General features: G+C 61.1%; 19 protein-coding genes and 1 riboswitch. Of the genes, 9 read left to right on the top strand and 10 right to left on the bottom strand.

The window, feature by feature from the left end; translation table 11 throughout:
- Positions 1-136: 136 nt before the first annotated feature.
- The 5 genes from ACIQWP_RS19730 to ACIQWP_RS19710 all read left to right on the top strand — a co-directional run bounded on the left by ACIQWP_RS19730 (position 137) and on the right by ACIQWP_RS19710 (position 7,894).
- Positions 137-664 (top strand): MarR family winged helix-turn-helix transcriptional regulator, encoded by a 528-nt coding sequence (locus ACIQWP_RS19730; protein ID WP_402790789.1) that lies wholly within the window; start codon positions 137-139, stop codon positions 662-664.
- 73 nt (positions 665-737) lie between these two features.
- On the top strand, positions 738-1,391 hold the full coding sequence (locus ACIQWP_RS19725; protein WP_402790786.1) for a thiamine diphosphokinase: 654 nt from the start codon (positions 738-740) through the stop codon (positions 1,389-1,391).
- 2 nt (positions 1,392-1,393) lie between these two features.
- Complete coding sequence (locus ACIQWP_RS19720) at positions 1,394-3,223, top strand: ABC-F family ATP-binding cassette domain-containing protein (RefSeq protein ID WP_402790784.1); 1,830 nt, start codon at positions 1,394-1,396, stop codon at positions 3,221-3,223.
- A gap of 313 nt (positions 3,224-3,536) precedes the next feature.
- Positions 3,537-4,718, top strand: coding sequence for an efflux RND transporter periplasmic adaptor subunit (locus ACIQWP_RS19715; protein ID WP_402790782.1), 1,182 nt, complete (start codon positions 3,537-3,539; stop codon positions 4,716-4,718).
- Entirely contained in the window at positions 4,715-7,894 is a 3,180-nt protein-coding gene (locus tag ACIQWP_RS19710) for an efflux RND transporter permease subunit (RefSeq protein WP_402790779.1), read from the top strand. The genes ACIQWP_RS19715 and ACIQWP_RS19710 overlap by 4 nt, the downstream gene beginning before the upstream one ends.
- 95 nt (positions 7,895-7,989) lie before the next feature.
- On the opposite strand, the gene ACIQWP_RS19705 is transcribed toward ACIQWP_RS19710, so the two are convergent.
- The 8 genes from ACIQWP_RS19705 to ACIQWP_RS19670 all read right to left on the bottom strand — a co-directional run bounded on the left by ACIQWP_RS19705 (position 7,990) and on the right by ACIQWP_RS19670 (position 16,569).
- Entirely contained in the window at positions 7,990-8,718 is a 729-nt protein-coding gene (locus ACIQWP_RS19705; RefSeq protein WP_402790776.1) for an SIS domain-containing protein, read from the bottom strand.
- 124 nt (positions 8,719-8,842) lie between these two features.
- The gene (gene nagA, locus ACIQWP_RS19700) at positions 8,843-10,000 is read right to left on the bottom strand and encodes an N-acetylglucosamine-6-phosphate deacetylase (protein WP_402790773.1); all 1,158 of its coding nucleotides are present in this window, start codon (positions 9,998-10,000) and stop codon (positions 8,843-8,845) included.
- The gene (locus tag ACIQWP_RS19695; protein WP_402790770.1) at positions 10,000-11,031 is read right to left on the bottom strand and encodes an SIS domain-containing protein; all 1,032 of its coding nucleotides are present in this window, start codon (positions 11,029-11,031) and stop codon (positions 10,000-10,002) included. The genes nagA and ACIQWP_RS19695 overlap by 1 nt, the downstream gene beginning before the upstream one ends.
- Positions 11,028-11,801, bottom strand: a complete 774-nt coding sequence (locus tag ACIQWP_RS19690) for a GntR family transcriptional regulator (RefSeq protein ID WP_402790767.1) — start codon at positions 11,799-11,801, stop codon at positions 11,028-11,030. Before ACIQWP_RS19690 ends, ACIQWP_RS19695 begins: the two co-directional genes overlap by 4 nt.
- A gap of 122 nt (positions 11,802-11,923) precedes the next feature.
- A complete protein-coding gene (locus ACIQWP_RS19685) occupies positions 11,924-12,949 on the bottom strand; it encodes an aldose epimerase family protein (protein WP_402790764.1) in 1,026 nt (341 codons plus the stop codon).
- Between the two features lie 427 nt (positions 12,950-13,376).
- Positions 13,377-14,570, bottom strand: a complete 1,194-nt coding sequence (locus ACIQWP_RS19680) for a VWA domain-containing protein (protein WP_402791032.1) — start codon at positions 14,568-14,570, stop codon at positions 13,377-13,379.
- Between the two features lie 3 nt (positions 14,571-14,573).
- Positions 14,574-15,500, bottom strand: coding sequence for a homoserine O-succinyltransferase (gene metA / locus ACIQWP_RS19675; RefSeq protein ID WP_402790761.1), 927 nt, complete (start codon positions 15,498-15,500; stop codon positions 14,574-14,576).
- A gap of 49 nt (positions 15,501-15,549) precedes the next feature.
- Positions 15,550-15,627: riboswitch (SAM riboswitch) on the bottom strand.
- Positions 15,628-15,720: 93 nt separating this feature from the next.
- On the bottom strand, positions 15,721-16,569 hold the full coding sequence (locus ACIQWP_RS19670; RefSeq protein ID WP_402790758.1) for an oxidoreductase: 849 nt from the start codon (positions 16,567-16,569) through the stop codon (positions 15,721-15,723).
- Positions 16,570-16,707: 138 nt separating this feature from the next.
- On the opposite strand from ACIQWP_RS19670, the gene ACIQWP_RS19665 reads away from it, so the two are divergent.
- Positions 16,708-17,583 (top strand): AraC family transcriptional regulator N-terminal domain-containing protein, encoded by an 876-nt coding sequence (locus tag ACIQWP_RS19665; RefSeq protein WP_402790755.1) that lies wholly within the window; start codon positions 16,708-16,710, stop codon positions 17,581-17,583.
- Positions 17,584-17,615: 32 nt separating this feature from the next.
- Here the strand turns inward: ACIQWP_RS19665 and ACIQWP_RS19660 are convergent, their stop codons facing one another.
- Positions 17,616-18,458, bottom strand: a complete 843-nt coding sequence (locus tag ACIQWP_RS19660) for an AAA family ATPase (RefSeq protein ID WP_402790752.1) — start codon at positions 18,456-18,458, stop codon at positions 17,616-17,618.
- A 165-nt stretch (positions 18,459-18,623) separates the two neighbouring features.
- On the opposite strand from ACIQWP_RS19660, the gene ACIQWP_RS19655 reads away from it, so the two are divergent.
- A complete protein-coding gene (locus ACIQWP_RS19655) occupies positions 18,624-20,474 on the top strand; it encodes an ABC transporter ATP-binding protein/permease (RefSeq protein ID WP_402790749.1) in 1,851 nt (616 codons plus the stop codon).
- A 108-nt stretch (positions 20,475-20,582) separates the two neighbouring features.
- On the opposite strand, the gene efp is transcribed toward ACIQWP_RS19655, so the two are convergent.
- Entirely contained in the window at positions 20,583-21,152 is a 570-nt protein-coding gene (gene efp, locus ACIQWP_RS19650) for an elongation factor P (protein WP_184704598.1), read from the bottom strand.
- Between the two features lie 150 nt (positions 21,153-21,302).
- On the opposite strand from efp, the gene epmA reads away from it, so the two are divergent.
- Both epmA and ACIQWP_RS19640 read left to right on the top strand, forming a co-directional pair.
- Positions 21,303-22,367, top strand: a complete 1,065-nt coding sequence (gene epmA, locus ACIQWP_RS19645; protein WP_402790745.1) for an EF-P lysine aminoacylase EpmA — start codon at positions 21,303-21,305, stop codon at positions 22,365-22,367.
- On the top strand, positions 22,364-23,416 hold the full coding sequence (locus ACIQWP_RS19640; RefSeq protein WP_402790742.1) for a lysine-2,3-aminomutase-like protein: 1,053 nt from the start codon (positions 22,364-22,366) through the stop codon (positions 23,414-23,416). Before epmA ends, ACIQWP_RS19640 begins: the two co-directional genes overlap by 4 nt.
- Positions 23,417-23,756 lie beyond the last annotated feature (340 nt).

The raw sequence follows: 23,756 nt of genomic DNA, 5'->3' as shown, positions 1-23,756 counted from the left end.
TGCGCGGTCGATCGAATGCGCGGGACGCCCTGGTTTTCATACTTGAGATATATGTGCCATTAGCATATAATTGTCAATGACAGGTGAATGCTGTTTGCATGTTTTATTTGTTTTCTGCCTCTGATATGGTGGAAAGATGACATCAGCGATGAATACACGGGAAGTTGAAGCCCCAGCCCTGACCGAAGACGAAAACATGCTGCGCATCGGGCAGGCGATGACGCGCATGCGGCTGCTGACGGGCCGCCGCATGATCGGCAGGCTCGCCATTCAGAACGTCGCGCCGGGGCTCGAGCTTTCGCATCTCGACGTGCTCGACGTCGTCCGACGGGCGGAAGCGACGGGCGAGGTGACGGTCGGCACGATTGCGGAGATATTGCGCATCGATCCGTCGCGGGCGAGCCGTATCGTTGCCGATATGGTCGCGCGCGGCGTCTTGCGTCGCAAGGCGTCGCAGGCGGATGCGCGGCGCATCGTCGTGGTGCTCACTGCGCTCGGGCAGCGATTGCTGTCGGAAATCCAGGCACAAAAACGCTCCGTTATCGGCAGCATTTTTGCCGATTGGTCGCCCGAGGACATCGCGAGTTTTTCACTGCTGTTCGATCGTTATGTCACAGGTTATGAAGGCGTTATCCAGGCCCGCCTCACGGAAACCGCCGACTGAGCGGCCCGCATGGGTGGTTCTTGCGGCCGGCGCTCTTCCCTAGGGATATGACTTTGCGCTATGGGCTTGGCGCATGAGCCAGTCCACCACCTTCACCATTCTGCTCGGCGGCGAGCTTCGCCTGACGGACCGATTGCGTGCCGCCGTTTCCGGCAGCCGTTTCATCGCGGCCGATGGCGGCATGCGCCACGCAATTGCGCTCGGGGTGGAGCCTGAGCTGTGGGTCGGCGATTTCGATTCCACGCCTGCTGATTTGCAGGCTGCGTTTCCCAATGTGCCGAAGCAGCCTTATCCGGCGGCGAAGGCCGCGACCGACGGCGAGATTGCCGTATCGGAGGCGATCGATCGCGGCGCTGTCAGGCTGGTTCTTGCGGGCGCCATGGGCGGCGAGCGGTCGGATCACGCGATCCAGCATCTGCTTTACGGCGTTCAGCTCGCCGAAGAGGGCTTCGATGTGTTGCTGACCTCCGGCGACGAGGAGGCGGTTCCGCTTCTGCCCGGACGGATGGAAATGGCGCTGCCGGCAGGCTCGCTGTTTTCGGTGCTGGGTTTCAGCGATCTGACCGGCCTTTTCATCGACAATGCTCGCTATCCCCTGCGCGATTTCCATCTGCCCTTCGGCGCGTCGCGCACCATTTCCAACGTTGCGGAAGGCGACGTGCGCTTTTCGCTCGGCAGCGGCAGGGCGATCGTCCTTGCCCGCCCTTATGACCTTTCCGGAGTCTGATCTTGGCCCCTCCCATTCTGAAACTCGACGACATCTTCCTGAGCTTTGGCGGTGCGCCCTTGCTCGCCGGTGCCGGCCTGCAGGTGGAGCCGGGCGACAAGATCTGCCTTGTCGGCCGCAACGGTTCGGGCAAGTCGACGCTTTTGAAGATTGCAGCCGGCCTTGTCGAGGCACAGTCGGGCGAGGTGTTCCGCCATCCGTCGTCGACAGTGCGCTATCTCGAACAGGCGCCGGATTTCGCCGGTTACAAGACGGTGGCCGCCTATGCCGAAGCCGGCCTTGGGCCGGGTGACGATCCCTATCGCGTGACGTATCTGCTCTCGCATCTCGGCCTGACCGGCGAGGAAGATCCGAACAATCTTTCCGGCGGCGAGGCGCGTCGCGCGGCTCTTGCCCGTGTTCTGGCTCCGGAGCCGGATATCCTGCTGCTCGACGAGCCGACGAACCATCTCGACCTGCCGACCATCGAATGGCTGGAAGGCGAACTGCAGAAGAGCCGCAGCGCGCTGGTGCTGATCTCGCACGACCGTCGCTTTCTGGAGAAGGTTTCGACGGCGACGGTCTGGCTCGATCGCGGCACGTCACGCCGGCTCGATCGCGGCTTTGCCCATTTCGAAGCATGGCGCGACCAGGTGCTCGAGGCCGAAGAGCTGGAGCAGCACAAGCTCGGCAAGCAGATCGAGCGCGAGGAACACTGGCTGCGTTACGGCGTGACGGCACGGCGTAAGCGCAATATGCGCCGCCTTGGTGAATTGCAGGACATGCGTTCGCGCCATCGTGGCCACAAGGGCGCTCTGGGAACCGTGCAGGCGGCCGCGTCCGATGCGCAGGAAAGCGGCAAGCTGGTGATCGAGGCGGACAAGATCACCAAGACCTATGGCGACAGGGTAATCGTCGCGCCGTTTTCGATCCGCGTGCATCGCGGTGACTGCATCGGTCTCGTCGGCCCGAACGGTGCCGGCAAGACGACGCTTCTGAAGATGCTGACCGGCCAGCTCGCGCCCGATAGCGGCACGGTGAAGCTCGGCACCAATCTGGAAATCGCCACGCTCGACCAGAAGCGCGAGGAGCTGAACCCGGAAGATACGCTTGCCAACTATCTGACCGATGGTCGCGGCGAGAACCTGCTCGTCAATGGCGAGCAGCGGCATGTGACCGGCTACATGAAGGAATTCCTGTTCCAGCCGGAACAGGCGCGCACGCCGATCAGAAGCCTCTCCGGCGGCGAGCGAGCCCGGCTGATGCTGGCGCGCATCCTGTCGCGGCCGACCAATCTTTTGATCCTCGACGAACCGACAAACGATCTCGACATAGAGACGCTCGACCTGCTGCAGGAAATCGTTTCCGGCTTTTCCGGCACCGTCATCCTCGTCAGCCACGATCGCGACTTCCTTGATCGTACGGTGACTTCGACGATCGCGCCGGCCAATCCGGACGATCCTGACGGACGCTGGATCGAATATGCCGGCGGTTATTCCGACATGCTCGCTCAGCGCAAGGGCGCGATCGAGGAGCGTAAGCGGGTGGAGAAGGCAGCTGAAAAGCCGAAGGCGGCGGAGACTGCGCCATCCACTTCCGATGCTTCGAAGGGCAAGGCTAAGCTTTCCTACAAGCAGAAGTTCGCGCTCGAAAATCTGCCGAAGGAAATGGCCAAGGCAGAAGCCGAAATTGCCGCCCGCGAGCAGAAAATGGCCGATCCGAACTTGTTTTCCAAGGATGCCGCAACCTTCAACCGTCTTGCGGCTGAGACGGAAAAGCTGCGGGAAAGCCTTGTCAGCATGGAAGAGGAATGGCTTGAGCTCGAAATGCTGCGCGAGGAGCTCGAAGGCTAGGGCTTGGATCTCCTCATCCTATGCGCGTTCATCTATGTGAGAAAAAACAAAAGGTTGCGCTGTGTCGCCGCCACCTCATTCCCTGTTGTCGAATCCAATAAACCGTTTATACATTAACGCATGTTGCCGGACCACGTGCCGGTTGATACCCCCGGGCCATCGCGGCCCGTGGCGCAGGTTGGGGAAGTCCGAAGAGACCTGATTGGATTTCGCCTGATGGCGACGGGTTCTTCGCAGAAAGTAGCAAACAAATTTCGTGATCGCTTAACGCGGCGGCGCTCCTTGCCGTTCGCGGTTTTTCGAGGGGGCTTTCATGCCGGTGCTGCCGCGTTCCATTTTGTTCAGCTGTGTTATTGCCGTTTTTTCCGGTGCTCAGGCCTTGGCGCAGGGTGCGTCGCCGGCTGCACCCGTGACGGTCGCGAAGCCCGTCGTTCGCGACGTCATCGATAGCGACGAATTCATCGGGCGCTTCCAGGCGGTCGACGAAGTCTCCGTGCGTTCGCGGGTCGGCGGCTATCTGCAGGAGGTGCATTTCAAGGATGGCACCATGGTCAAGCAGGGCGACCTGCTTTTTGTCATCGACCAGCGGCCGTTCATCACCACGCTGAACGAATCAACGGCCTCGCTCGAGGTGGCGAAATCGTCGCTGACGCTCGCCGACGCGCAATTCAAGCGCACGGAATCCCTGTCGACAACGGGCAGCCAGTCAGCATCGACGCTGGATGACCGCCGCCGCGACCTGCTGTCCGCGCAGGCAAATGTGCGCGGCGCGCAGGCAGCCGTCGATCGCGCCAATCTCGATATGGATTTCACCAAGATCACCGCGCCGCTGAGCGGCCGGATCGACCGGCGTCTGATTTCGGTCGGCAATCTCGTGCAGGCCGATCAGACCATCCTCACGACCATCGTGTCGCTCGACCCGATCGATTTCTATTTCGATGTCGATGAACGGCGGCTGCTTTCCTATGCCGATCAGGCTCGCAAGAACGGCAGTGCCTTGCAGCAGGGCGGCGGCGGTCTCGATGTCACCGTGACGATCGCCGATTCCAAGCAGAAGCCCTTCAAGGGCAAGCTGGACTTCGCTGAAAACCGCGTCGACAATCAGACGGGCACGATCCGCGTCCGCGCCAGTTTCCCGAATCCCAATCTCATTCTCCAGCCGGGCCTGTTCGGGCGCGTCCAGGTTCAGGGCTCCAACAGCTACAAGGCGATCCTGGTGCCTGACGAAGCCATCGGCTCGGATCAGAACCAGCGCGTGGTCTATACCGTCGATACCGCCGGCAATATTACGCCGAAGTCCGTTCGTCTCGGCCCGAAGCTCTATGGCTATCGCGTTATCCGTGACGGCATGACCGGTGACGAGACCATCATCGTCAACGGGCTGATCCGCGTCCGGCCGGGCGTCAAGGTTGCGCCGCAGCTGATCGAACTGCCGCAGGAAGCGACGAACGACGAGCCGCCTGCGCAGGCTGATACACAGGGGACGGACCAATGAGGTTTTCCCATTTTTTCGTCGACCGGCCGATTTTCGCGTCGGTTCTCTCCATCGTGCTGCTGATCGTCGGCGGCATTGCCTATTTCCAGCTTCCGGTGGCGCAGTATCCGGAGGTCGCGCCCCCGACAATCGTGGTGCGCACGTCCTATCCGGGCGCCGATTCCCAGACGATCGCCGATACGGTGGCAACGCCGATCGAGCAGGAGGTCAACGGCGTCGAGGACATGCTCTACATGTCCTCCTATTCCAGCGCCGACGGCTCGATGTCGCTGACCATCACCTTCAAGCTCGGCACCGATCTCGACAAGGCGCAGGTGCTGGTGCAGAACCGCGTCGCCATCGCCGAGCCGCGTCTCCCAGACGATGTCCGGCGCATCGGCATCACGACGGTCAAGAGCTCGCCCGACCTGATGATGGTCGTGCATCTCCTGTCGCCGAACAATCGCTATGACCAGCTCTATATCTCCAACTATGCCCGCACGCGCATCCGCGACCTGCTTGTCCGTCTCGACGGCGTCGGCGATGTGCAGCTCTTCGGCGAGCGGCAATATTCGCTGCGTATCTGGCTCGATCCGGAAAAGCTCGCCGCCTACGGCATGACCGCCGGCGACATCGTCCAGGCATTGCGGGATCAGAACGTGCAGGTTTCGGGCGGTTCGATCGGCGGACCGCCGGTTTCGGGCACCAACGCCTTTCAATACACGGTGACGACGCAAGGGCGCTTTTCCGATGCGCGGCAGTTCCGCTACGTCATCGTCAAGGCGACGGATAGCGGCCGGCTCGTGCAGCTGCAGGATGTCGCCCGCATCGAGCTCGGCGCGCAGGATTATGTCACCAACAGCTACCTGAACGGCAATCCGGCCGTCGCACTCGGCATCTTTGCCCGCCCCGGCACCAATGCGCTCAATGCCGCGGCCGATATCCAGAAGACGATGCAGAGCCTGGCACAGGATTTCCCGCAAGGGCTCGAATATCGCATTGTCTACAATCCCACGGACTTCATCGCCGAATCGATCAACGAGGTCTACAAGACGATCTTCGAGGCAGCCGTGCTCGTCGCCATCGTCGTACTGGTCTTCCTGCAATCCTGGCGGACGGCGATCATTCCGATCATCGCCATTCCGGTGTCGCTCATCGGTACCTTCGCCTTCCTGCTTGCCTTCGGCTTCTCGCTGAACATGCTGACGCTGTTCGGCCTGGTGCTCGCCATCGGTATCGTCGTCGACGACGCAATCGTCGTGGTCGAGAATGTCGAGCGCAATCTGGCGCTGGGGATGACGCCTAAGGAGGCGTCGCATGTGACGATGAACGAGGTCGGCACCGCCGTCCTGGCGATTTCGCTGGTGCTGATCGCAGTCTTCTTGCCGACCGCCTTCATTCCGGGCATAACCGGACAGTTCTACCGACAGTTCGCCGTCACCATCTCCATCGCGACGGCGATTTCCTGCCTGAATTCTTTGACGCTGTCGCCGGCGATCGCAGCAATCGTGCTGCGCCCGCACGACCACAAGAAATCCAACAATATTTTCTCGCGCTTCGGCCGCGCTCTCGGCGACGGGTTCAACCGGGGTTTCGAGTCGATGAGCCGGGGCTATTCCTGGATCATCCGCCATATGGTGACGACCTGGGTCGCGCTCGGCTGCGCTCTTCTCGTTTTCGTCGGGCTGCTCGGCGCGACATGGTACATGGGCAGGATCGTGCCGCAGGGCTTCGTTCCCACAATGGACCAGGGCTATGCCATCGTCGTCGTGCAATTGCCCGATGGCGCGTCGCTCGCGCGCACCAACGCCGTCATCGAGAAGGCGACGGCGATCATCAACAAGACGCCGGGCGTGGAAAATGCAGTCGCCTTCGCCGGCTTCAATGGCGCGACCTTTACGAATGCGTCGAATTCCGGCGTCATCTTCACGCCCTTCAAGCCCTTCGAGGAGAGATTGAAGAGCGGCGAAAGCGCCATGAAGATCATCGGCCAGCTCTATGGCAGCCTTCAGGGAATCCAGGAGGCCTTCATCATCGCTATCCCGCCGCCATCGATCCGCGGCGTCGGCAATTCCGGCGGCTTCAAGATGCAGATCATGGATCGGGAAAATCCCGACATGCGCCGTATCCTGCCACTGGCCTATCAGATGATGGGTGCCGCCGCGCAGAATAAGGGCGTCAGCGGCGTCTTCACCACCTTCTCGGCCAATAGCCCGCAATATTTCCTGGCGATCGACCGCGACAAGGCGCGCGCGCTGAACGTGCCGATCCCGAATATCTTCGAGACGCTGTCGATCAACCTCGGCACATCCTACGTCAACGACTTCAACGCCTTCGGCCGCGTCTACCAGGTGCGGGCGCAGGCCGACCAGCAATATCGCATGGACCGGGAGGATATTCTGGCGCTGAAGGTTCGTTCGGCGACCGGCGCGCTGGTGCCGCTCGGAACGCTTGTCGATATCAGGGATACGACCGGGCCGGCGCTGGTGCAGCGCTACAATATGTATGTCTCCGTGCCGCTTCAGGGCAATCCGGGGCCGGGCGTATCCACCGGCAGCGCGCTCGACACCATGGAGGGGCTGGCAAAGAACCTGCTTCCGGCGGGCACGACCTTCGAATGGACGGAGCTCGCCTATCAGGAGCGGAATACCGGCAATACGGCGGTCTATATCTTCGCCCTGTCGGTCATCTTCGTCTTCCTGGCGCTTGCCGCCCAGTATGAAAGCTGGACGCTGCCACTTGCCATCATCCTGATCGTGCCGCTGGCGGTGCTGGCTGCGTTGATCGGGGTGCATCTCAGAGGCATGGACAACAACATCCTGACGCAGATCGGCCTGATCGTACTGATCGGCCTTGCGGCCAAGAACGCGATCCTGATCGTCGAGTTCGCGCGGCAGGCGCAGCTGGAAGGAAAGAGCGCCGTCGAGGCGGCGATCGAGGCCAGCCATCTGCGTCTGCGCCCGATCCTGATGACGGCCTTCGCCTTCATCTTCGGCGTCGTGCCGCTGATGATCGCGACCGGACCTGGGTCGGAAATGCGCCAGTCGCTCGGCACTGCGGTGTTCTCCGGCATGCTCGGCGTGACGCTGTTCGGCCTGTTTCTGACGCCGGTTTTCTACGTGGTGCTGCGCCGCCGGCGCAAGCAGGCGGAGGCGGTAGCGGAAGAGCCGTCGACCTCCGATGCGGCGGCGCAATAACATCAGTAAGCGCGGCTCAGCTTTCCATGAGATTGCTGAGCAGCTCTAATTTTTTTGCCTTTGTGCAATTCCGACGGAAAATCGCCACGTACTCTTTAGAGATGCGGGTTGCGCGGCCGGTATTTCCTGACCAGCCGCTGATTGATCTCCTTGGCGCCCGGCATGTTGGCGCTGAGGTAGACCGGCGGCTCGCCATCCTTGCAGAGCTCGGCGGCGACATCGGCGAAGATGGCGTTCAGCACTGTGGTGCCGATCGCCGTCGATGCGGGGCCTACCTTCAGTTCGGTACCCGGCAGGTCGACAAGGGCGTCGCCCGGCGGCAGGCCGTTGTCCAGCACGATATCGGCGATATCGGCAAGCCTCCGGCGTCCATTGGCAATGGCCGTGGAATAGGCGAGCGAGGTGATGGCGATGACGATCGCGCCGATTTCGCGGCCATAGTCGGCAGCCTCGATCGGCGCGGCATTGACGCCGGAGTTGGAGGCGATGATCAATACATCGCCCGGCTGCATGCCATAGCGTTCGAAGACCGGGCGGATGAGGCCCTCGGTGCGCTCATAGACCGAGCTGATGACGGCACCCTCGTGCAGCATGGCGGAGCCGACGAGCACGGGGATTGTGAAGGCGAGACCACCGGCGCGATAATGCACCTCTTCCGCCAGCATATGCGAATGGCCGGTGCCGAAGACATAGACGCGGCGATCGGCGCGCGCGGCGGCACAGATGGCCGCCGAAGCCTTCGACATGGGCTCGGCCAGTGTTTCACGCAGGGTCTCCAGCCGGCCGATAAGGGCGGAGAAATAACTGTCCGTGACTGCGGTCATGCCGCGCTTCCTCTTCGAATGTCTCGGAGTATTTCGCGTTTCCTCGAAGCGCGAAATCGCTCTGTCTGTTTGTTCCCACGCAATTCCGGACGGAGAACCGCTAAGCCCAGTTCCTGGGCGCGCCCTAGGCAGAAGGCTGGCCGGAGATCCAGGTTTCGGTGACTTCGATACCGTCATTGATGTGGACGAGATCGGCGCGGGTTCCGGGCGTCAGGTGGCCGCGATCGGCAAGCCGCAGGAAGCGGGCGGGATAGGACGTCGCCATGCGCAGCGCCTCGGCCAGCGGCAGTTCCAGAATATTGACGCCATAGCGGATCGTGGAGGCCATATCGACATCCGAGCCGGCAAGCGTGCCATCGTCCAGCGTCAGCTTCGAGCAGTAGCCGCCCTTGGTACGATAGACCGTGCGGCCGTTCAGCGTGAAGCTCGGAAGGTCGGTGCCGACAAGCGACATGGCGTCGGTCACGAAGAACAAGCGGCCCTCGCCACGCTTGGCGCGCAGTGCGACCCGCAGTGCGATCGGATCGACATGGTGGCCGTCGGCGATGATGCCGCACCAGGGGGCGGGATGATCGATGGCCGCGCCGACAAGACCCGGCATGCGATGGCCCATCTGGCTCATGGCGTTGAAAAGATGGGTGACGCCGCGGGCGCCGGCATCGAAACGGGCATCGGCGGCTTCCGCCGTACAATCGCTATGGCCGATGCTGACGATGACGCCGCCTTCGGCGAGCGCCTGCACCTGCCGCTCCGTTACCTGCTCGGCCGCTATCGTGACCAGCAGCGTGCCGATCGCCTCGCGCGCGCGAATGAAGGTCCGGACGTCGCTATCCTCGACCGGGCGCATCAGCTCGGCGAGATGCGCACCCTTGCGGGCCGGCGCCAGATGCGGGCCTTCCAGATGCAGGCCGGCGACGCCGCGATTGGCCTTGACGGCTTCGATGGCGGCCTCGATGGCCGCCGTGCTCGCGGCTGCGACATCGGTGATGAGCGTCGGCAGCAGCGAGGTGGTGCCGTAGGGCCTATGTCCCGCGGCGATCAGATAAATGGATTCGGGCGAGGGCTCGTCGTTCAGCATGCGGCCGCCGCCGCCGTTCACCTGCGCATCAATGAAGCCCGGCGACAGGACGCCGCCCTTCAGCTGGATCGTTTCGGCGTTGTCAGGCACATCGTTGAGGCTGGTGATGGCATGGATGCGGCCGTTGCCGATGATAAGCGCGCTGTCCTCGTGAAACCGGTCGCCATCGAAGATGCGGGCGCCGGTAAAGACCTTGTAATCCATCACATGGTCTCCGTTACCTTGAGAAGGTTAGCCGGCTTATCTGGATTGAAGCCCTTGCGGCGCGTCACCGACTCGATGAGGCGATAGTAGCACAGCAGCGACACCAGCGGATCGAGCAGGCCGTTGCCGGTGCTGGGCATGCGCAGGTTGATGCCGGCGAGCGGCGCGGTCGAGAAGGAGACCGCTGTCGCACCGAGCTTCTGTAGGCGTTCGAGCGCCTGGGCATTGTTGGCGAAGGCGGCATCGTCAGGCGAGAAGGCGACGATCGGGAAACCCGGTTGCACCAGGCGCATCGGGCCGTGCATCAACTCGGCGAGCGAAAAGGCTTCGGCATGAATGCCGGCGGTTTCCTTGGCCTTCAGCGCCGCTTCCAGCGCGATGGCGAAAGCTGGGCCGCGTCCGCCGGTGTAGAGCGAGGAGGCATTGAAGAGAACGTCCTCAGCAGCCTTGCCGTCGATGTCCGAGGTGGCGGCGAGTGCTTCCGGCAGCTTGGCGAGGCCGTCGACAAGCGCCTTGTTCTGCGAAACCGCAGCCGTGACTCCCGCAAGGGCGGCGACAGAAGCGATGAAGGATTTGGTTGCCGCGACGCTCTGCTCCTTGCCGGCATTGAGGCCAAGCACGATGTCGGCTTCGTTGGCAAGCGGGCTGTCGGTGACGTTGACGACGGCGATCGTCGTGGCGCCACCCTTCTTGGCGGCGGCCTGCAGCGCGATGATGTCGGGACTGCCACCGGATTGCGATACGGTAAAATGGATGCCGCCCTTCAGATGCAGCGGTGCGCCATAGACCGAGGCGATCGACGGGCCGACGGAGGCGACCGGGATGCCGCAGGAGATCTCGAACAGATATTTGAAGAAGGTGGCGGCATGGTCGGACGAGCCGCGCGCCGCCGTCGTGATCAGCGACGGACGACCCGAGGAGAAGAGCTTCGCGATCTCGGCGAAGGCGGGCTTTTCCTTTTCAAGCAGGGTCGCAACCACCTCAGGCGATTGGCCGGCTTCCGTCAGCATCAGGGACTGGGTCTCGCTCATAGGTCATCTCCAATTCTCAATTCAGCAACAAAATCATAGGCATCGCCGCGATAGTGCGAGCGGGTATATTCAACGACGCGCTGGTCCGCGAGGCGGGAGACGCGCTCGATCAGCAGCGCCGGGGCCCCGGCCTTGACGGTCAGGATCGATGCGGAGGTCGGGTCCAGCGTTACCGCGGTCAGCCTCTGCTGCGCGCGCACGGGCTTGAAGCCATTGGCGGCCAGCGCATCGTAAAGAGAGCCTTCCGATACGGCGCCTTCGCCGAGAAACTTGATGGGAACGACAGCGCGCTCGATGGCAAGCGGCTGACCGTCGGCGAGGCGCAGGCGGTCGAGCCGCAGCACGGGTTCGTCGAGGCCGAGACCGAGCAGGAAGGATTCCTCCGGCGCCGGGGCGCTGATCGTGCGCTGGAGGATGCGGGCTGCCGGTTCGCGGCCGCGCGAGCGCATATCGGCGGAGAAGGAGGAGAGGCGCCAGAGCGGCTGCTCGATGCGCTCGACATGCTGCGAAACGAAGGTGCCGCTGCCGTGGCGGGATTCGATGACGCCTGAAGCCAACAGGTCGCGATAGGCGGTTCTCACCGTCACGCGGCCGATCTGCAAGGCACCGGCAAGATCGCGCTCGCCAGGCAGAGCCGTTCCGGCTTTCAGCAACCCTTCCTGGATAAGGCCCGTCAGCGCCTGCGCCAGACGCTTATAAAGCGGCCCGCTTCCGGTCCCGTCGCCGAGACCGCGATTGTTCAATTCGGCGATCAAACTGGTTCTATCCATGATTATTATATAGAACCTATTTAGAACCAATTCACAAGGTGAATCTGTTCGCAGTGCAAAAAAGAATCGGCCGGGCGCTTTGGACGCCCGGCCGAATTTCAACAGAGCAGGGCACGTCCTGCTCAGTTCTTGGTGAAGATGTAATCCGTTTCCTGCCGCAATACCTCGCCCGGGCGGAGCACGGCATTGGGGAAACCTTCGTGGTTGATGGCATCGGGCCAGACCTGGGTTTCCAGGCAGAAGCCGGCAAAGGGGCCGATCTTGCGGCCATCATGGCCGGGAACCGGCACGTTGAGCTTGAAGCCGGTATAGAACTGCACGCCGGGCTCCGTGGTGCGGACCTCCAGCGACACGCCGGAATTGACGCTGCGAGCCAGCACGACGGAGCGCTTGGCCGTACGTTCGCGCGAAAGGCAGAAATTATGATCGTAGAGCGCCTGTTCGCTACCATCGAAACGCTTCATCGGCGACATCTCGCGGAAGTCGAACACCGTGCCATCGACCGAGCGAACTTCACCCGTCGGGACCTGCTTCTCATCGGTCGGCGTATAGTGATCGGCGGCGATCATGATGTCGTGGCCGAGTGCGTCGTCGCGGCCGTCGAGATTGAAATAGGCGTGCTGGCAGACATTGGCGAGGGTCGGCTGGTCGGTCGTCGATTCGTAAGTTACCGACAGTTCGCCGTTGCCATGCACCCGATAGGTCGCCTGGATCGTGCAGTTGCCGGGATAGCCGGCGCGGCCGTCGGGATCGACGATCTTCAGCACGACGCGATCGACGGCATGCTCGACGATCGTCCAGTTGCGCTTGGCGATATTGTCCTTGCCGCCATGCAGATGGGTGACGCCCTTCTCGTTGAGTTCGAGCTGGTACTGCTTGCCGTCGAGCGTGAAGCGTCCGGCGCCGATGCGGTTGGCGCAGCGGCCCGGCGTGGCGGCGAAATAAGAGGAATGAGCGGGATAATCGGCAAAATCGTCGAAGCCGAGCAGAAGGGCCGGCTCGTGGCCGTCAAGCCGGAGATCCTGGATGACCGCGCCCCATGACATGATATGCGCGGTCAGACCGCCGCCTGATATCTTGACGCGATAGACAGTGTCTCCGTCGGCCGTGGTCCCAAAAACTTCCCGCTGCAAAGTGCTTTCCGTCATATCAGCTCATCCATAGCTATCGAATATGCAAGGCCAGACCCTGCCCCCATTCTCATCGTTCCGCAACCGATTCCCTTGCGAAATCTAGGGGCGGGGGTTGGCCGATCAAGGCTCTGTCAGGCTTTCGAGCGTTACGCTGCGCCGGAAGTGTGGAATGCCGATGACAGGCCGCTGATTTCCACAACGGCCCCTCACCCCAACCCTCTCCCCGCTTGCGGGGAGAGGGGACGACAGCGGCGGGGCAATCGCACATGAGGCATGTCGGCGGCGCAAGCTCCTTCTCCCCTTGGGGAGAAGGTGGCCCGAAGGGTCGGATGAGGGGGCTTACCGATTTGAATAGGTGGATTTTCGTGCTCTTGGCACTCCCCCTCATCCGCCTGTCGGCACCTTCTCCCCCAAGGGGAGAAGCGGTACGCGGCAGCAATGCTCACCGCGACAATTCCCTCGTCGCCTTTTCCAGCCCGCCGAGCGTCAACGGATACATGCGGTCGGTCATCAGGCGGCGGATGATCGAGATCGAGGTCGTATAGCCCCAGTAGTTTTCCGGCACGGGGTTGATCCAGATGCATTTGCGGAAATGGCCGGTGATGCGGGCAAGCCAGGTCTCGCCGGCCTCCTTGTTCCAGTGCTCCACCGAGCCGCCGGCCTGGGTGATCTCATAAGGGCTCATGGAGGCGTCGCCGACGAAGACGACGCGGTAGTCGGGGCCGAAGGTGCGGATGAGGTCGGTCGTTGCCGTGATGTCGACCCGGCGGCGGCGGTTGTCCTTCCACACGCCTTCATAGAGGCAGTTGTGAAAGTAGAAATACTCCATATGCCGGAACTCCGAGCGGGCGGCAGAGAAGAGTTCTTCCACGACGCGGATATGGTCGTCCATCGAGCCGCCGACGTCGAAGAACATCAGGAGCTTGACGGCGTTGCGGCGCTCCGGCCGCGTCTGGACATCGAGATAGCCATGTTCGGCGGTCGAGCGGATAGTGCCGGAGAGATCGAGCTCCTCGGCCGCTCCCTCGCGCACCCAGCGGCGCAGGCGCTTCAGCGCCACCTTGATATTGCGAGTGCCGAGCTCGACGCCATCGTCGAGATTCTTGAAGTCGCGGCGATCCCAGACTTTCACCGCGCGGCGGTTGCGCGAGGTTTCCTGGCCGATGCGCACGCCTTCCGGATTGTAGCCATAGGCTCCGAAGGGCGAGGTGCCGGCCGTGCCGATCCATTTCGAGCCGCCCTGATGCCGGCCCTGCTGCTCGGCCAGCCGCTGACGCAGCGTCTCCATCAGTCTGTCGAAGCCGCCGAGCGCCTCGATTTCTCGTCTTTCCTCTTCGGTCAGATACCGCTCGGCGAGCTTGCGCAGCCATTCTTCGGGGATGGACCTCGGCTCAACCGTTTCCCCATCGGCATCGCCGCCGATCGCTTCGACACCGCGAAAATAGTCGGCGAAGACCTGGTCGAAGCGATCGATGAAACGCTCGTCCTTGATCAGCGTCGTTCGGGCCAGATAGTAGAAGGCCTCGACGTCATAGTCGGCAATCCCTTCTTCCATTCCCTCAAGCAGCGACAGGAACTCCCGGAGCGTCACCGGCACCTTCGCTTCCTTCAGCTTCAGGAAGAAGGGAATGAACAGGGCTCAAGTCCTTTCCTGGCCGATCTCCTCCAGATCATACGGCGTGGTCTGGTAGATCTCGTTGATCCAATTGCCGAAGAACAGGTGCGCGTGGCTGCGCCAGCGGTTCTGCGGCGGAATTTCCGGGTCGTTGTGCGGGAAGTAGTTGTGCGGCATCTTGATTGGCACGCCCGCATTCACATCCCGGAAGTACTCGTCCGCCAGCGAGGTGGAATCATACTCCACGTGATTGAACATGTAGAGCCGGTTGCAGGCCTGTTCATGCACGAGACAGACGCCCATCTCGCTCGAATCCATCAGGATCTGCAGGCCGGGCACCTTTTCGATGTCGGCGCGCTTCACTTCCGTCCAGCGCGAGACCGGAATGGCGAAATCGTCGGAGAAGCCGTTGAGGTAGACCGAGGAGGGCTTCAGGTTCTGGTGGCGGTAGACGCCGAATGCCTTCTCCGTCAGCGTATATTTCGGCACGTTGTGGAAATGGTAGACTGCGGCCATCGCGCCCCAGCAGACGTTGAGCGTCGAATGGACATTGGTGGCCGTCCAGTCGAAGATCTCCTGCATTTCGTTCCAGTAGGTGACGTCTTCATAGTCCAGCAGCTCGATCGGCGCGCCCGTGATGATGAAGCCGTCGAACTTGCGGTGCTTCACCTCTTCCCAGGTCTCGTAGAAAGCAAGCAGGTGCTCCTCGGAGGTGTTCTTGGCCTTGTGCGCGCCGATGCGCACCAGGGAAAACTCCACCTGCAGCGGCGATGCGCCGACCAGGCGCGCCATCTGGACCTCGGTCTTGATCTTGTTCGGCATGAGGTTGAGAAGCCCGATCTGAAGGGGGCGGATATCCTGACGGAACGCCACCGTTTCGGTCATCACCCGCACGCCCTCGGTTTGGAGGGTTTCAAATGCGGGCAGTGTATCGGGAATCTTGATGGGCATTGTTTTCACTCGCCAAATACAAAAAAACCGGCCGCGATCATGAATCGCTACCGGTCCGCACGCGGCCCTTTAGCGATTTATTTAACGTGGCTGCAAGCCGGCCGGCCAAATCACCACAATAGAGTTCCATAAACCTGCTGCGGCAGTGGGTCAATGGGCAAGCTCCTGGCGCCGGAGGTCGCGGCGGACATCGTGTCAATAGGCGTTCCAGGCGCTGCCGTCATGACTGCTGAGGGAAATCCACGCTTGTTGTGACGTCCCGCCAGGCGTCGAAGTTTGCCTTGAGGCTGTCGAGACGTCCGTAGGCTACCCTGAGGGCTGATGCGCCAAGCAGCAGCCGAAGCGGCGGCTCCTTCGAACTGACGGCCTCAATGATGGCTGATGCCGCCTTGGCGGGGTCGCCCGGTTGCGATCCGGATGCAGCCCGGGTTGCTGCCCGCCGCTTCCCGGCTGTTTCCGTGTAGTCGTCGATCACAATCGGGGATTCGACCATCGACCGGCCCGCCCAGTCGGTGCGGAAAGCGCCTGGTTCGACAATCAGCACCTTGATGCCAAGTGGCGCGACCTCGTGGGACAGCGACTCGGATAGAGCTTCCACCGCAAATTTTGTGGCATGGTAATATCCTGTCGCACCAAAAGCCACGAGGCCACCAAGAGAGGAGATATTGACGATCGTGCCGCTGCGTCGCGCTCGCATCCCGGGAAGAACAGCTTTCGTGACATCGAGCAGACCAAAAACATTGGTCTCGAACTGCGCACGGATTTCCCGGTCTTCGCCCTCTTCGATGGCGGCAAGGTAGCCATAGCCAGCCGCGTTGACCAATACGTCGATACCGCCAAGGCTTGCTTCAATATCCGAAACCACCTGCATGACGTTGGCATGGTCCGTAACGTCAAGCTTCTTTATTGTCAGCTTCTGCGGAAATCGCTCCGAGATATCCCCGAGGCTGTCGGGGTGGCGGGCGGTAGCAGCTACGGAAAATCCAGCCTCCAGAGCCGCCACGCAAATTGCGCGGCCAAGGCCGGACGATGCTCCCGTGATGAGCCAGACAGGGTTTTCATTCGTCATCATTGTTCCTTTCATGCCTTCAAAAATTCATGGCATTGCTCCTCAGATATTGCCTCGGGAGGTCGGGGAACCTAGATCAAAACCACCATCTTTAAATACAATCCTACCAAACCAACATCGAGCACCTGCGAGTGATGCATGGAAACGGCGCAAGAACGGCTAATCGATTTGCTTCAGTTTCACTGCCGGGGTAGCAGGACGCCTACCTTGGTGCCGGGACTGACCCTGTTTCGAAGCAACCAGGTCACAAAGCCGGTAAGGAGCTTCTACGACCCACGCTTGTGCATCGTTCTTCAAGGCCGCAAACAGATCCTGGTAGGGCATCGTCGAGTCGAGATAGGGCCGGAACACTACCTTGTCGTCGTCATCGATGTTCCGGTGTCGGCCAATGTCGTCGAGGCGGAGCCATCGAGACCGCATTTGTCGCTCACGATTGATCTTGATGCGAAAATGGTGGCTGAAGCCATCGTCGAGGGCGTTGCCGAAATTCCTTTGGGCGGCAAAAGCAGCGTCGACACTGCAACTCTAACCGTCGACATTTTGGAGCCGGTCGAGCGATTGGTGCGGCTTCTCGACCGGCCGGGGGACATCAAGACACTCGCGCCCTTGATTCACAAGGAACTCTACTACCGCTTACTGCAAGGCGAACTCGGCGCCATGGTCGGCCAGCTCGGAACGGCCGGCTCCCGCCTGGCGCGTATCGCGGGCGCTACCGCGTGGATCAGCACGAATTTTCGCAAGTCGCTGAAGATAGAGGAGCTTGCGAGTGAGGCGGGCATGAGCGTCACGTCTTTTCATCGAAATTTTAAAGCGGCCACTTCCTTTAGCCCGCTGCAATTTAGGACACGTCTTCGCCTCCATGAAGCTCGCAGACAGATCATGCTGAAGCAGGCCAAGATCGGTACGATTGCGTTCGACGTGGGATATGAAAATCAGTCCCAGTTCAATCGAGAATATAAAATGATGTTCGGTGTCTCACCGAGAGAAGACGCATTGCCTCTGGAGCAGGGATAGGCCACCTCCATATCGACCGAAGGCCTGCGGCGCTATTTGCCCTGCCCGCGCGCCATGAAGGCCAGCCGTTCGAAGAGATGGACATCCTGCTCGTTCTTTAGCAGCGCGCCATGCAGCTTCGGCAGCGCGTTCTTCGCATCCGCGCGCAAAGTGGCGGGATCGACGTCGTCGGCGACCAGCAGGCGTATCCAGTCAAGGGCTTCGGAGGTCGAAGGCTTCTTCTTCAGGCCCGGCACGTCGCGGATTTCGAAGAATTGCGTCAGCGCGGCATGGACAAGGGCCTGTTTGATGCCGGGATAGTGAACCTCGACGATGCGCGTCAACGTCTCCGCGTCGGGAAAGCGGATATAATGGAAGAAACAGCGGCGCAGGAACGCGTCCGGCAACTCCTTCTCGTTGTTTGAGGTGATGATGACGATCGGCCGGATCGCGGCCCGGATGGTCTCGCCGGTTTCGTAGACATGGAATTCCATGCGGTCGAGTTCCTGCAAGAGGTCGTTCGGGAATTCGATGTCGGCCTTGTCGATTTCGTCGATCAGCAGCACGCATTTCTTCGGCGCGGTGAAGGCCTGCCAAAGCTTGCCCTGGCGGATATAGTTGCTGATGTCGTGAACTCTGATGTCGCCGAGCTGGCTGTCGCGCAGGCGCGATACCGCATCATATTCGTAAAGGCCCTGCTGCGCCTTCGTCGTCGATTTGACGTTCCACTCGATGAGGTCCAGGCCAAGGGCGGCAGCGACTTGGCGGGCCAGTTCCGTCTTGCCCGTGCCGGGTTCGCCCTTTACAAGAAGCGGGCGCTCCAGCCGGATGGCGGCGTTAACGGCCACCATCAGGTCCTTGTCGGCGATATAGTCGGCAGTTCCTTGAAATTGCATCGGAAGGCTTTCTCAACATTTCACGGGCAAGCTAGTTGCTGACCTAATTCGGTTCAAGGCGCGAAACCGTGTATATAGGAACGTGATCGCACTGATCTATTGCAAGGATAGACATGGGGGCGGGTCATGATTAACTGACGGGATGTGCGTCGCAGGGAAGTGCTGATGGCAGTTGAAGCGCAAGCCAAGCCGAATATCCAGGGAAATGAGCAGGTCGGATATGATTTGAGCCTCTTCTTTCGGCTGAGAATGATGTTCTCCGCCTTCTGGAATTCGCCGGTACGCATCAAGATCATTTCCCTGACCGTCGCGCTCTTCGTGATCATATTGGGCACGGCCTATGTGCAGGTGTTGCTCAACAACTGGAATGCGCCCTTCTACGATTCGCTGGCAAGGCGCGATATCACCGCCTTCTTCCATCAGCTCGGCGTCTTCGCCATCATCGCCGGCTCGCTTCTGGTCCTCAACGTCATCCAGGCCTGGCTCAACCAGATGACCGCGCTTTATATGCGCGAAGGCCTGGCGAGGGACCTGGTGAACCAGTGGCTGCAGGCCAAGCGGGCGCTTCGCCTTGCCTCCTCCGGCCTCATCGGCGTCAATCCCGATCAGCGTCTCCATGAGGATGCCCGCAATCTGGCCGAAAGTACCACAGGCCTCGCCATCGGTCTGGTGCAGGCGACGATCCTGCTCCTGAGCTTCATCGGCGTGCTCTGGGAGCTGTCCAGCGGCATGGTCTTTCATCTCAGAGGCATGAATTTTTCCATTCCGGGCTATATGGTCTGGGCAGCGATCCTGTATGCCGGATCGGCTTCGTTCCTCAGCCAGTTCGTCGGCCGTCGCCTGGTGCGCCTGAATGCGGATCGCTATTCGAAAGAGGCCGAGCTGCGCTTCGCGCTCATGCATGCCAACGAGCACATGCCGGCGATCACCATTGCCGGCGGCGAGGAAAACGAGCGCCGGCGGATCAATCTCGATATCTCGGCCGTTCTTGCCGTCATCCGCCAGCTCGCCATCGCCAACACAAACCTGACCTGGGTTTCCGCCGGTTACGGCTGGCTGGTGCTGATCATCCCCATCCTCGTTGCCGCACCCGCCTATTTCTCCGGCGGGCTGACCTTCGGCCAGCTGATGGTGGCTGTCGGCGCCTTCAATCAGGTCAATTCGGCCTTGCGTTGGTATGTCGCCAATTTCGGCCCGATCGCCGAATGGCGCGCCACGCTGATGCGCGTCACCGATTTCCGCAAGGCGCTGACGGAGATGGACGACAAGACGCCGATGCCGCACACCCTCGTCTTCGAGAAGGCCGAGCCCGGCAAGATGGTGTGGACCGACCTGGAGGTCTCGACGAAGACCAATGACGAGGCCACGGAGAATGGTTTCCTGATCGCCGAGGGCACGGTGACGATCAATGCCGGCGAGCACGTCATGATCAACGGCGATCACGGCGTAAACCGGAGATTGCTGTTCGAGGTGTTGGCGCATCAATGGTATAGCGGCGCGGGAACGGTCAGCCTGCCGCCGATGGAGGACATGCTGTTCGTGCCGCACACGCCCTATGTGCCGACCGGCACGCTCAGGGAGGCAATCTGTTTCCCGGATGATAGGGACGCCTATGACGACGCCGCCGTCGATGAGGTCATGGACAGGGTAGGCCTCAGCCGCCTGAAGAGCCGTCTCGACACGCAGGCCCGCTGGGACCGGTTGCTGGACACCGAAGAGCAGAAAGCCGTCGGCTTTGCGCATCTGCTGCTGGCTAAGCCGAAATGGATCGTCCTTGACGATGCCTTTGAGGGGCTGGAGGCCGAAGTTCAGGCGAAGGCCTGCGCCATGCTGGCGGAACTCACGGATGCGACCATGATCTATATCGGCCGCTCCGAGGCCTATATGCACGCGATGTCGCCGCGCGTCCTGCATTTGCAGGCCCTGGCGCCGCACGAGCACAGCATCGAGACCAATACTCCTTCCGAATCCGCCGATGCGAAGCCGAAAGAAGAGAAGAAAGCCAACACGCCGTAATGCGATTTTGCAGATGTTGGCAAGCCGGCGTGGTTTCGACCCGCCCGAAACGCAAAACGCCCCGTCACCAGGACGAGGCGTTCTTCAATGCGGTGGAAAGCTGATCGCTCAGTCCTTGGCGCGTTCCACGTAGGAATTGTCTTCCGTCGCGATGACGACGCGGGTGCCTGCGTTGATGTGCGGCGGCACCAGGGTGCGGATGCCGTTCGACAGCATGGCCGGCTTGTAGGAAGAGGATGCCGTCTGGCCCTTGACGACCGGCTCGGTCTCGGTGATCTCAAGCGTCACGTGGCGCGGCAATTCGAGCGCCAGCGGAATGCCTTCGTGGATCGACAGGATGCAGGTCATGCCTTCCTGCAGATAGGCCTTCTGGTCGCCCATGGTGTCGACGTCGACGACGACCTGGTCGTAGGTGGCCGGGTTCATGAAGTGGAAGCCTTCGCCGTCCTCATAGAGATACTGGAAGTTGACGTCTTCGACGAAGGCGCGTTCGACCTGCTCGGTCGTGCGCCAGCGCTCGGAGACCTTCACGCCATCGACGATGCGGCGCATGTCGACCTGGGTGACCGGCGTACCCTTGCCCGGATGAAAGTTCGCGGCGGTGAGAACGACGTAGAGCTTGCCGTCGACGTCGAGAACGTTGCCCTTGCGGACGGAAGAGGCGATGACCTTGACCATAAGACTTCCTTGTAACGCTGCGTTTTGCGTCGTAGAGGGACTGTGAAATGCTCTCCGAGACGCAGCTTTTGTTTGCTTGGGGGCGCAACTACCCTAAATCAACGGAAATTGCCACCCCCAACGCGGTCGGCGCGCGGAAGAAAGCTAGGAATGAAGCCAAAGACGAGCAAAGCGTCCTCCTGGTGGAGCCGCAATGTCCATGCGGACCGGCGGCCGTTCCTTATCGGCCGCAATGCCATCCAGGCCGCGCTGCGGGGTTTCTTCGCGCGCAACGACTTCATCGAAGTGGATACGGCAACGCTGCAGGTATCGCCGGGCAACGAGGCGCATCTGCACGCCTTCGAGACCGAAGCTTTGACGACCGGCGGCAAGGCATTGCCTCTTTATCTGCACACATCGCCGGAATTTGCCTGCAAGAAGCTGCTGGCCGCCGGCGAGGACCGTATAGCCTGCTTTGCCCATGTCTACCGCAATCGCGAGCGCGGGCCGCTGCACCATCCGGAATTCACCATGCTCGAATGGTATCGCGCCGGCGAAAGCTATGAGGCTCTGATGGCCGACTGCTCGGCGCTGTTGGCGCTGGCGGCGGAAACGGTGGGCGCGAAGAAGCTTACCTATCGCGGCGCCGAGGTAGATCCGTTCCTGATGCCCGACCGCATCAGCGTTGCCGCCGCTTTCGAGCGCTATGCCGGCATCGACCTCTTTGCCTCCATCGGCCTCGATGGGTCGACGGATCGCGAGCGTCTGGCGGCGGATATGCGCCGGGCGGGCATTCGCATTGCCGACGACGATCTTTGGCCCGATCTCTTCAGCCGGGTACTGGTCGAAAAGATCGAACCCAATCTCGGTTTCGGCCGCGCCACCATTCTCGACGAGTACCCTGTCTCCGAGGCGGCCCTTGCCCGACCGTCTGCAGCCGACCATCGCGTTGCCGAGCGTTTCGAGCTTTATGCCTGCGGCGTCGAACTTGCCAATGCCTTCGGCGAGCTCACCAATGCCGGCGAGCAGCGACGTCGGTTCGAGATCGAGATGGCGGAAAAGCTGCGTGTCTATGGCGAGACCTATCCGCTGGACGAGGAGTTTCTGGAAGCGCTTGCGGTCATGCCCGAAGCGAGCGGCATCGCGCTCGGCTTCGACCGGCTTGTCATGTTGGCAACCGGTGCCTCGCGGATCGAGCAGGTGCTGTGGGCGCCGGTCGTGGAGTATGACGCATGAACGTGATGCGCCCGATCCGGACTATCGGCGAGCTTGAGCGTGCCGGATTGATTGAGGCCGATCAGGCTGTTGCGCTCGAAGCGGTCGCGGAGCGCTATGCCGTCGCGTTGACCCCGACCGTTGCGCGCTTGATCGATCCCGCCGATCCTTCCGACCCCATTGCCCGGCAATTCGTGCCGGATGCGGCCGAATTGATCGTCACGCCCGAAGAGCGCGCCGATCCGATCGGCGATCACGCGCATAGCCCGGTCGAAGGCATTGTGCATCGCTATCCCGATCGCGTGCTTCTGAAGGCTGTGCATGTCTGCCCGGTCTATTGCCGCTTCTGCTTCCGGCGCGAAATGGTCGGGCCGCAGGGGCTCGGGACTCTGGACGGCGATGCCTTGGATGGCGCCTTTGCCTATATCCGCGATCACAGGGAGATCTGGGAGGTCATCCTGACCGGCGGCGATCCGCTGGTGCTTTCTGCGCGGCGGCTCGAAGAAATCCTCAGGCAGCTTGCCGATATCGACCATGTGAAGATCGTCCGCTTCCACACCCGCATCCCCGTCGTCGACCCCTTGAAGGTCGATGCGGCGCTGATCGCGGCATTGAAGGCGAGCGGCAAGACCATATACGTGGCGCTGCATGCCAATCATCCGCGAGAACTGACGGAGGAGGCGCGCGCCGCCTGCGCCCGGCTTGTCGATGCGGGGATCGTGCTCGTCAGCCAATCGGTTCTTCTGAAGGGCGTCAATGACGATCCGGACGTTCTGGCGGCGCTGATGAAGGCTTTCGTCGAAACGCGGGTGAAGCCCTATTATCTGCATCACCCGGACCTTGCGCCCGGCACCAGCCATTTCCGCCTGACCATCGCCGAGGGACAGGCAATCGTCGCTGCATTGCGCGGCCGTATCTCCGGCCTTTGCCAGCCGACCTATATTCTCGATATCCCAGGTGGCTACGGCAAGGCCGATATCGGTCGGAACTCGGTTCGCGAGTTGCGCGAAGGTTGCTATTCTATTTCGGACTATCGCGGCGGCGAGCATATCTATCCACCGGAAGGCTAGAGCCTGTTGCCGCAAGTCTATACTTTCACTGCCGCTCTGATTGTGATGGCGTTTTTCGAATAAAACGTGGCGGTGAATTTTGGCGCGTTAACCTTCTTGCGAATCGCATTCTTCCAAAAATTGTCACGCTTCAATATTAGATATATTTAATGTATGTTCTGGTGCTGCGACTTACATGGCTTACACTTCGTAAATTTCAATGGGAAAAGTATCGAATATAGCAATTTTCTACGAAGTATAAGTTGTTTGTATTTACCACGTCGCTTAGCGGAATGTTCTAATTTGCCTGTTACTTCTTGGCGAACGATAAGATTGTGTAACTGCGGTTATGCTTGCCATT

This window comes from Rhizobium sp. NPDC090279, assembly GCF_044769665.1.
Lineage (GTDB): Bacteria > Pseudomonadota > Alphaproteobacteria > Rhizobiales > Rhizobiaceae > Rhizobium.
Note: the sequence above shows the minus strand (reverse complement) of the source record. Positions and strands in the feature narration are given on the sequence as shown.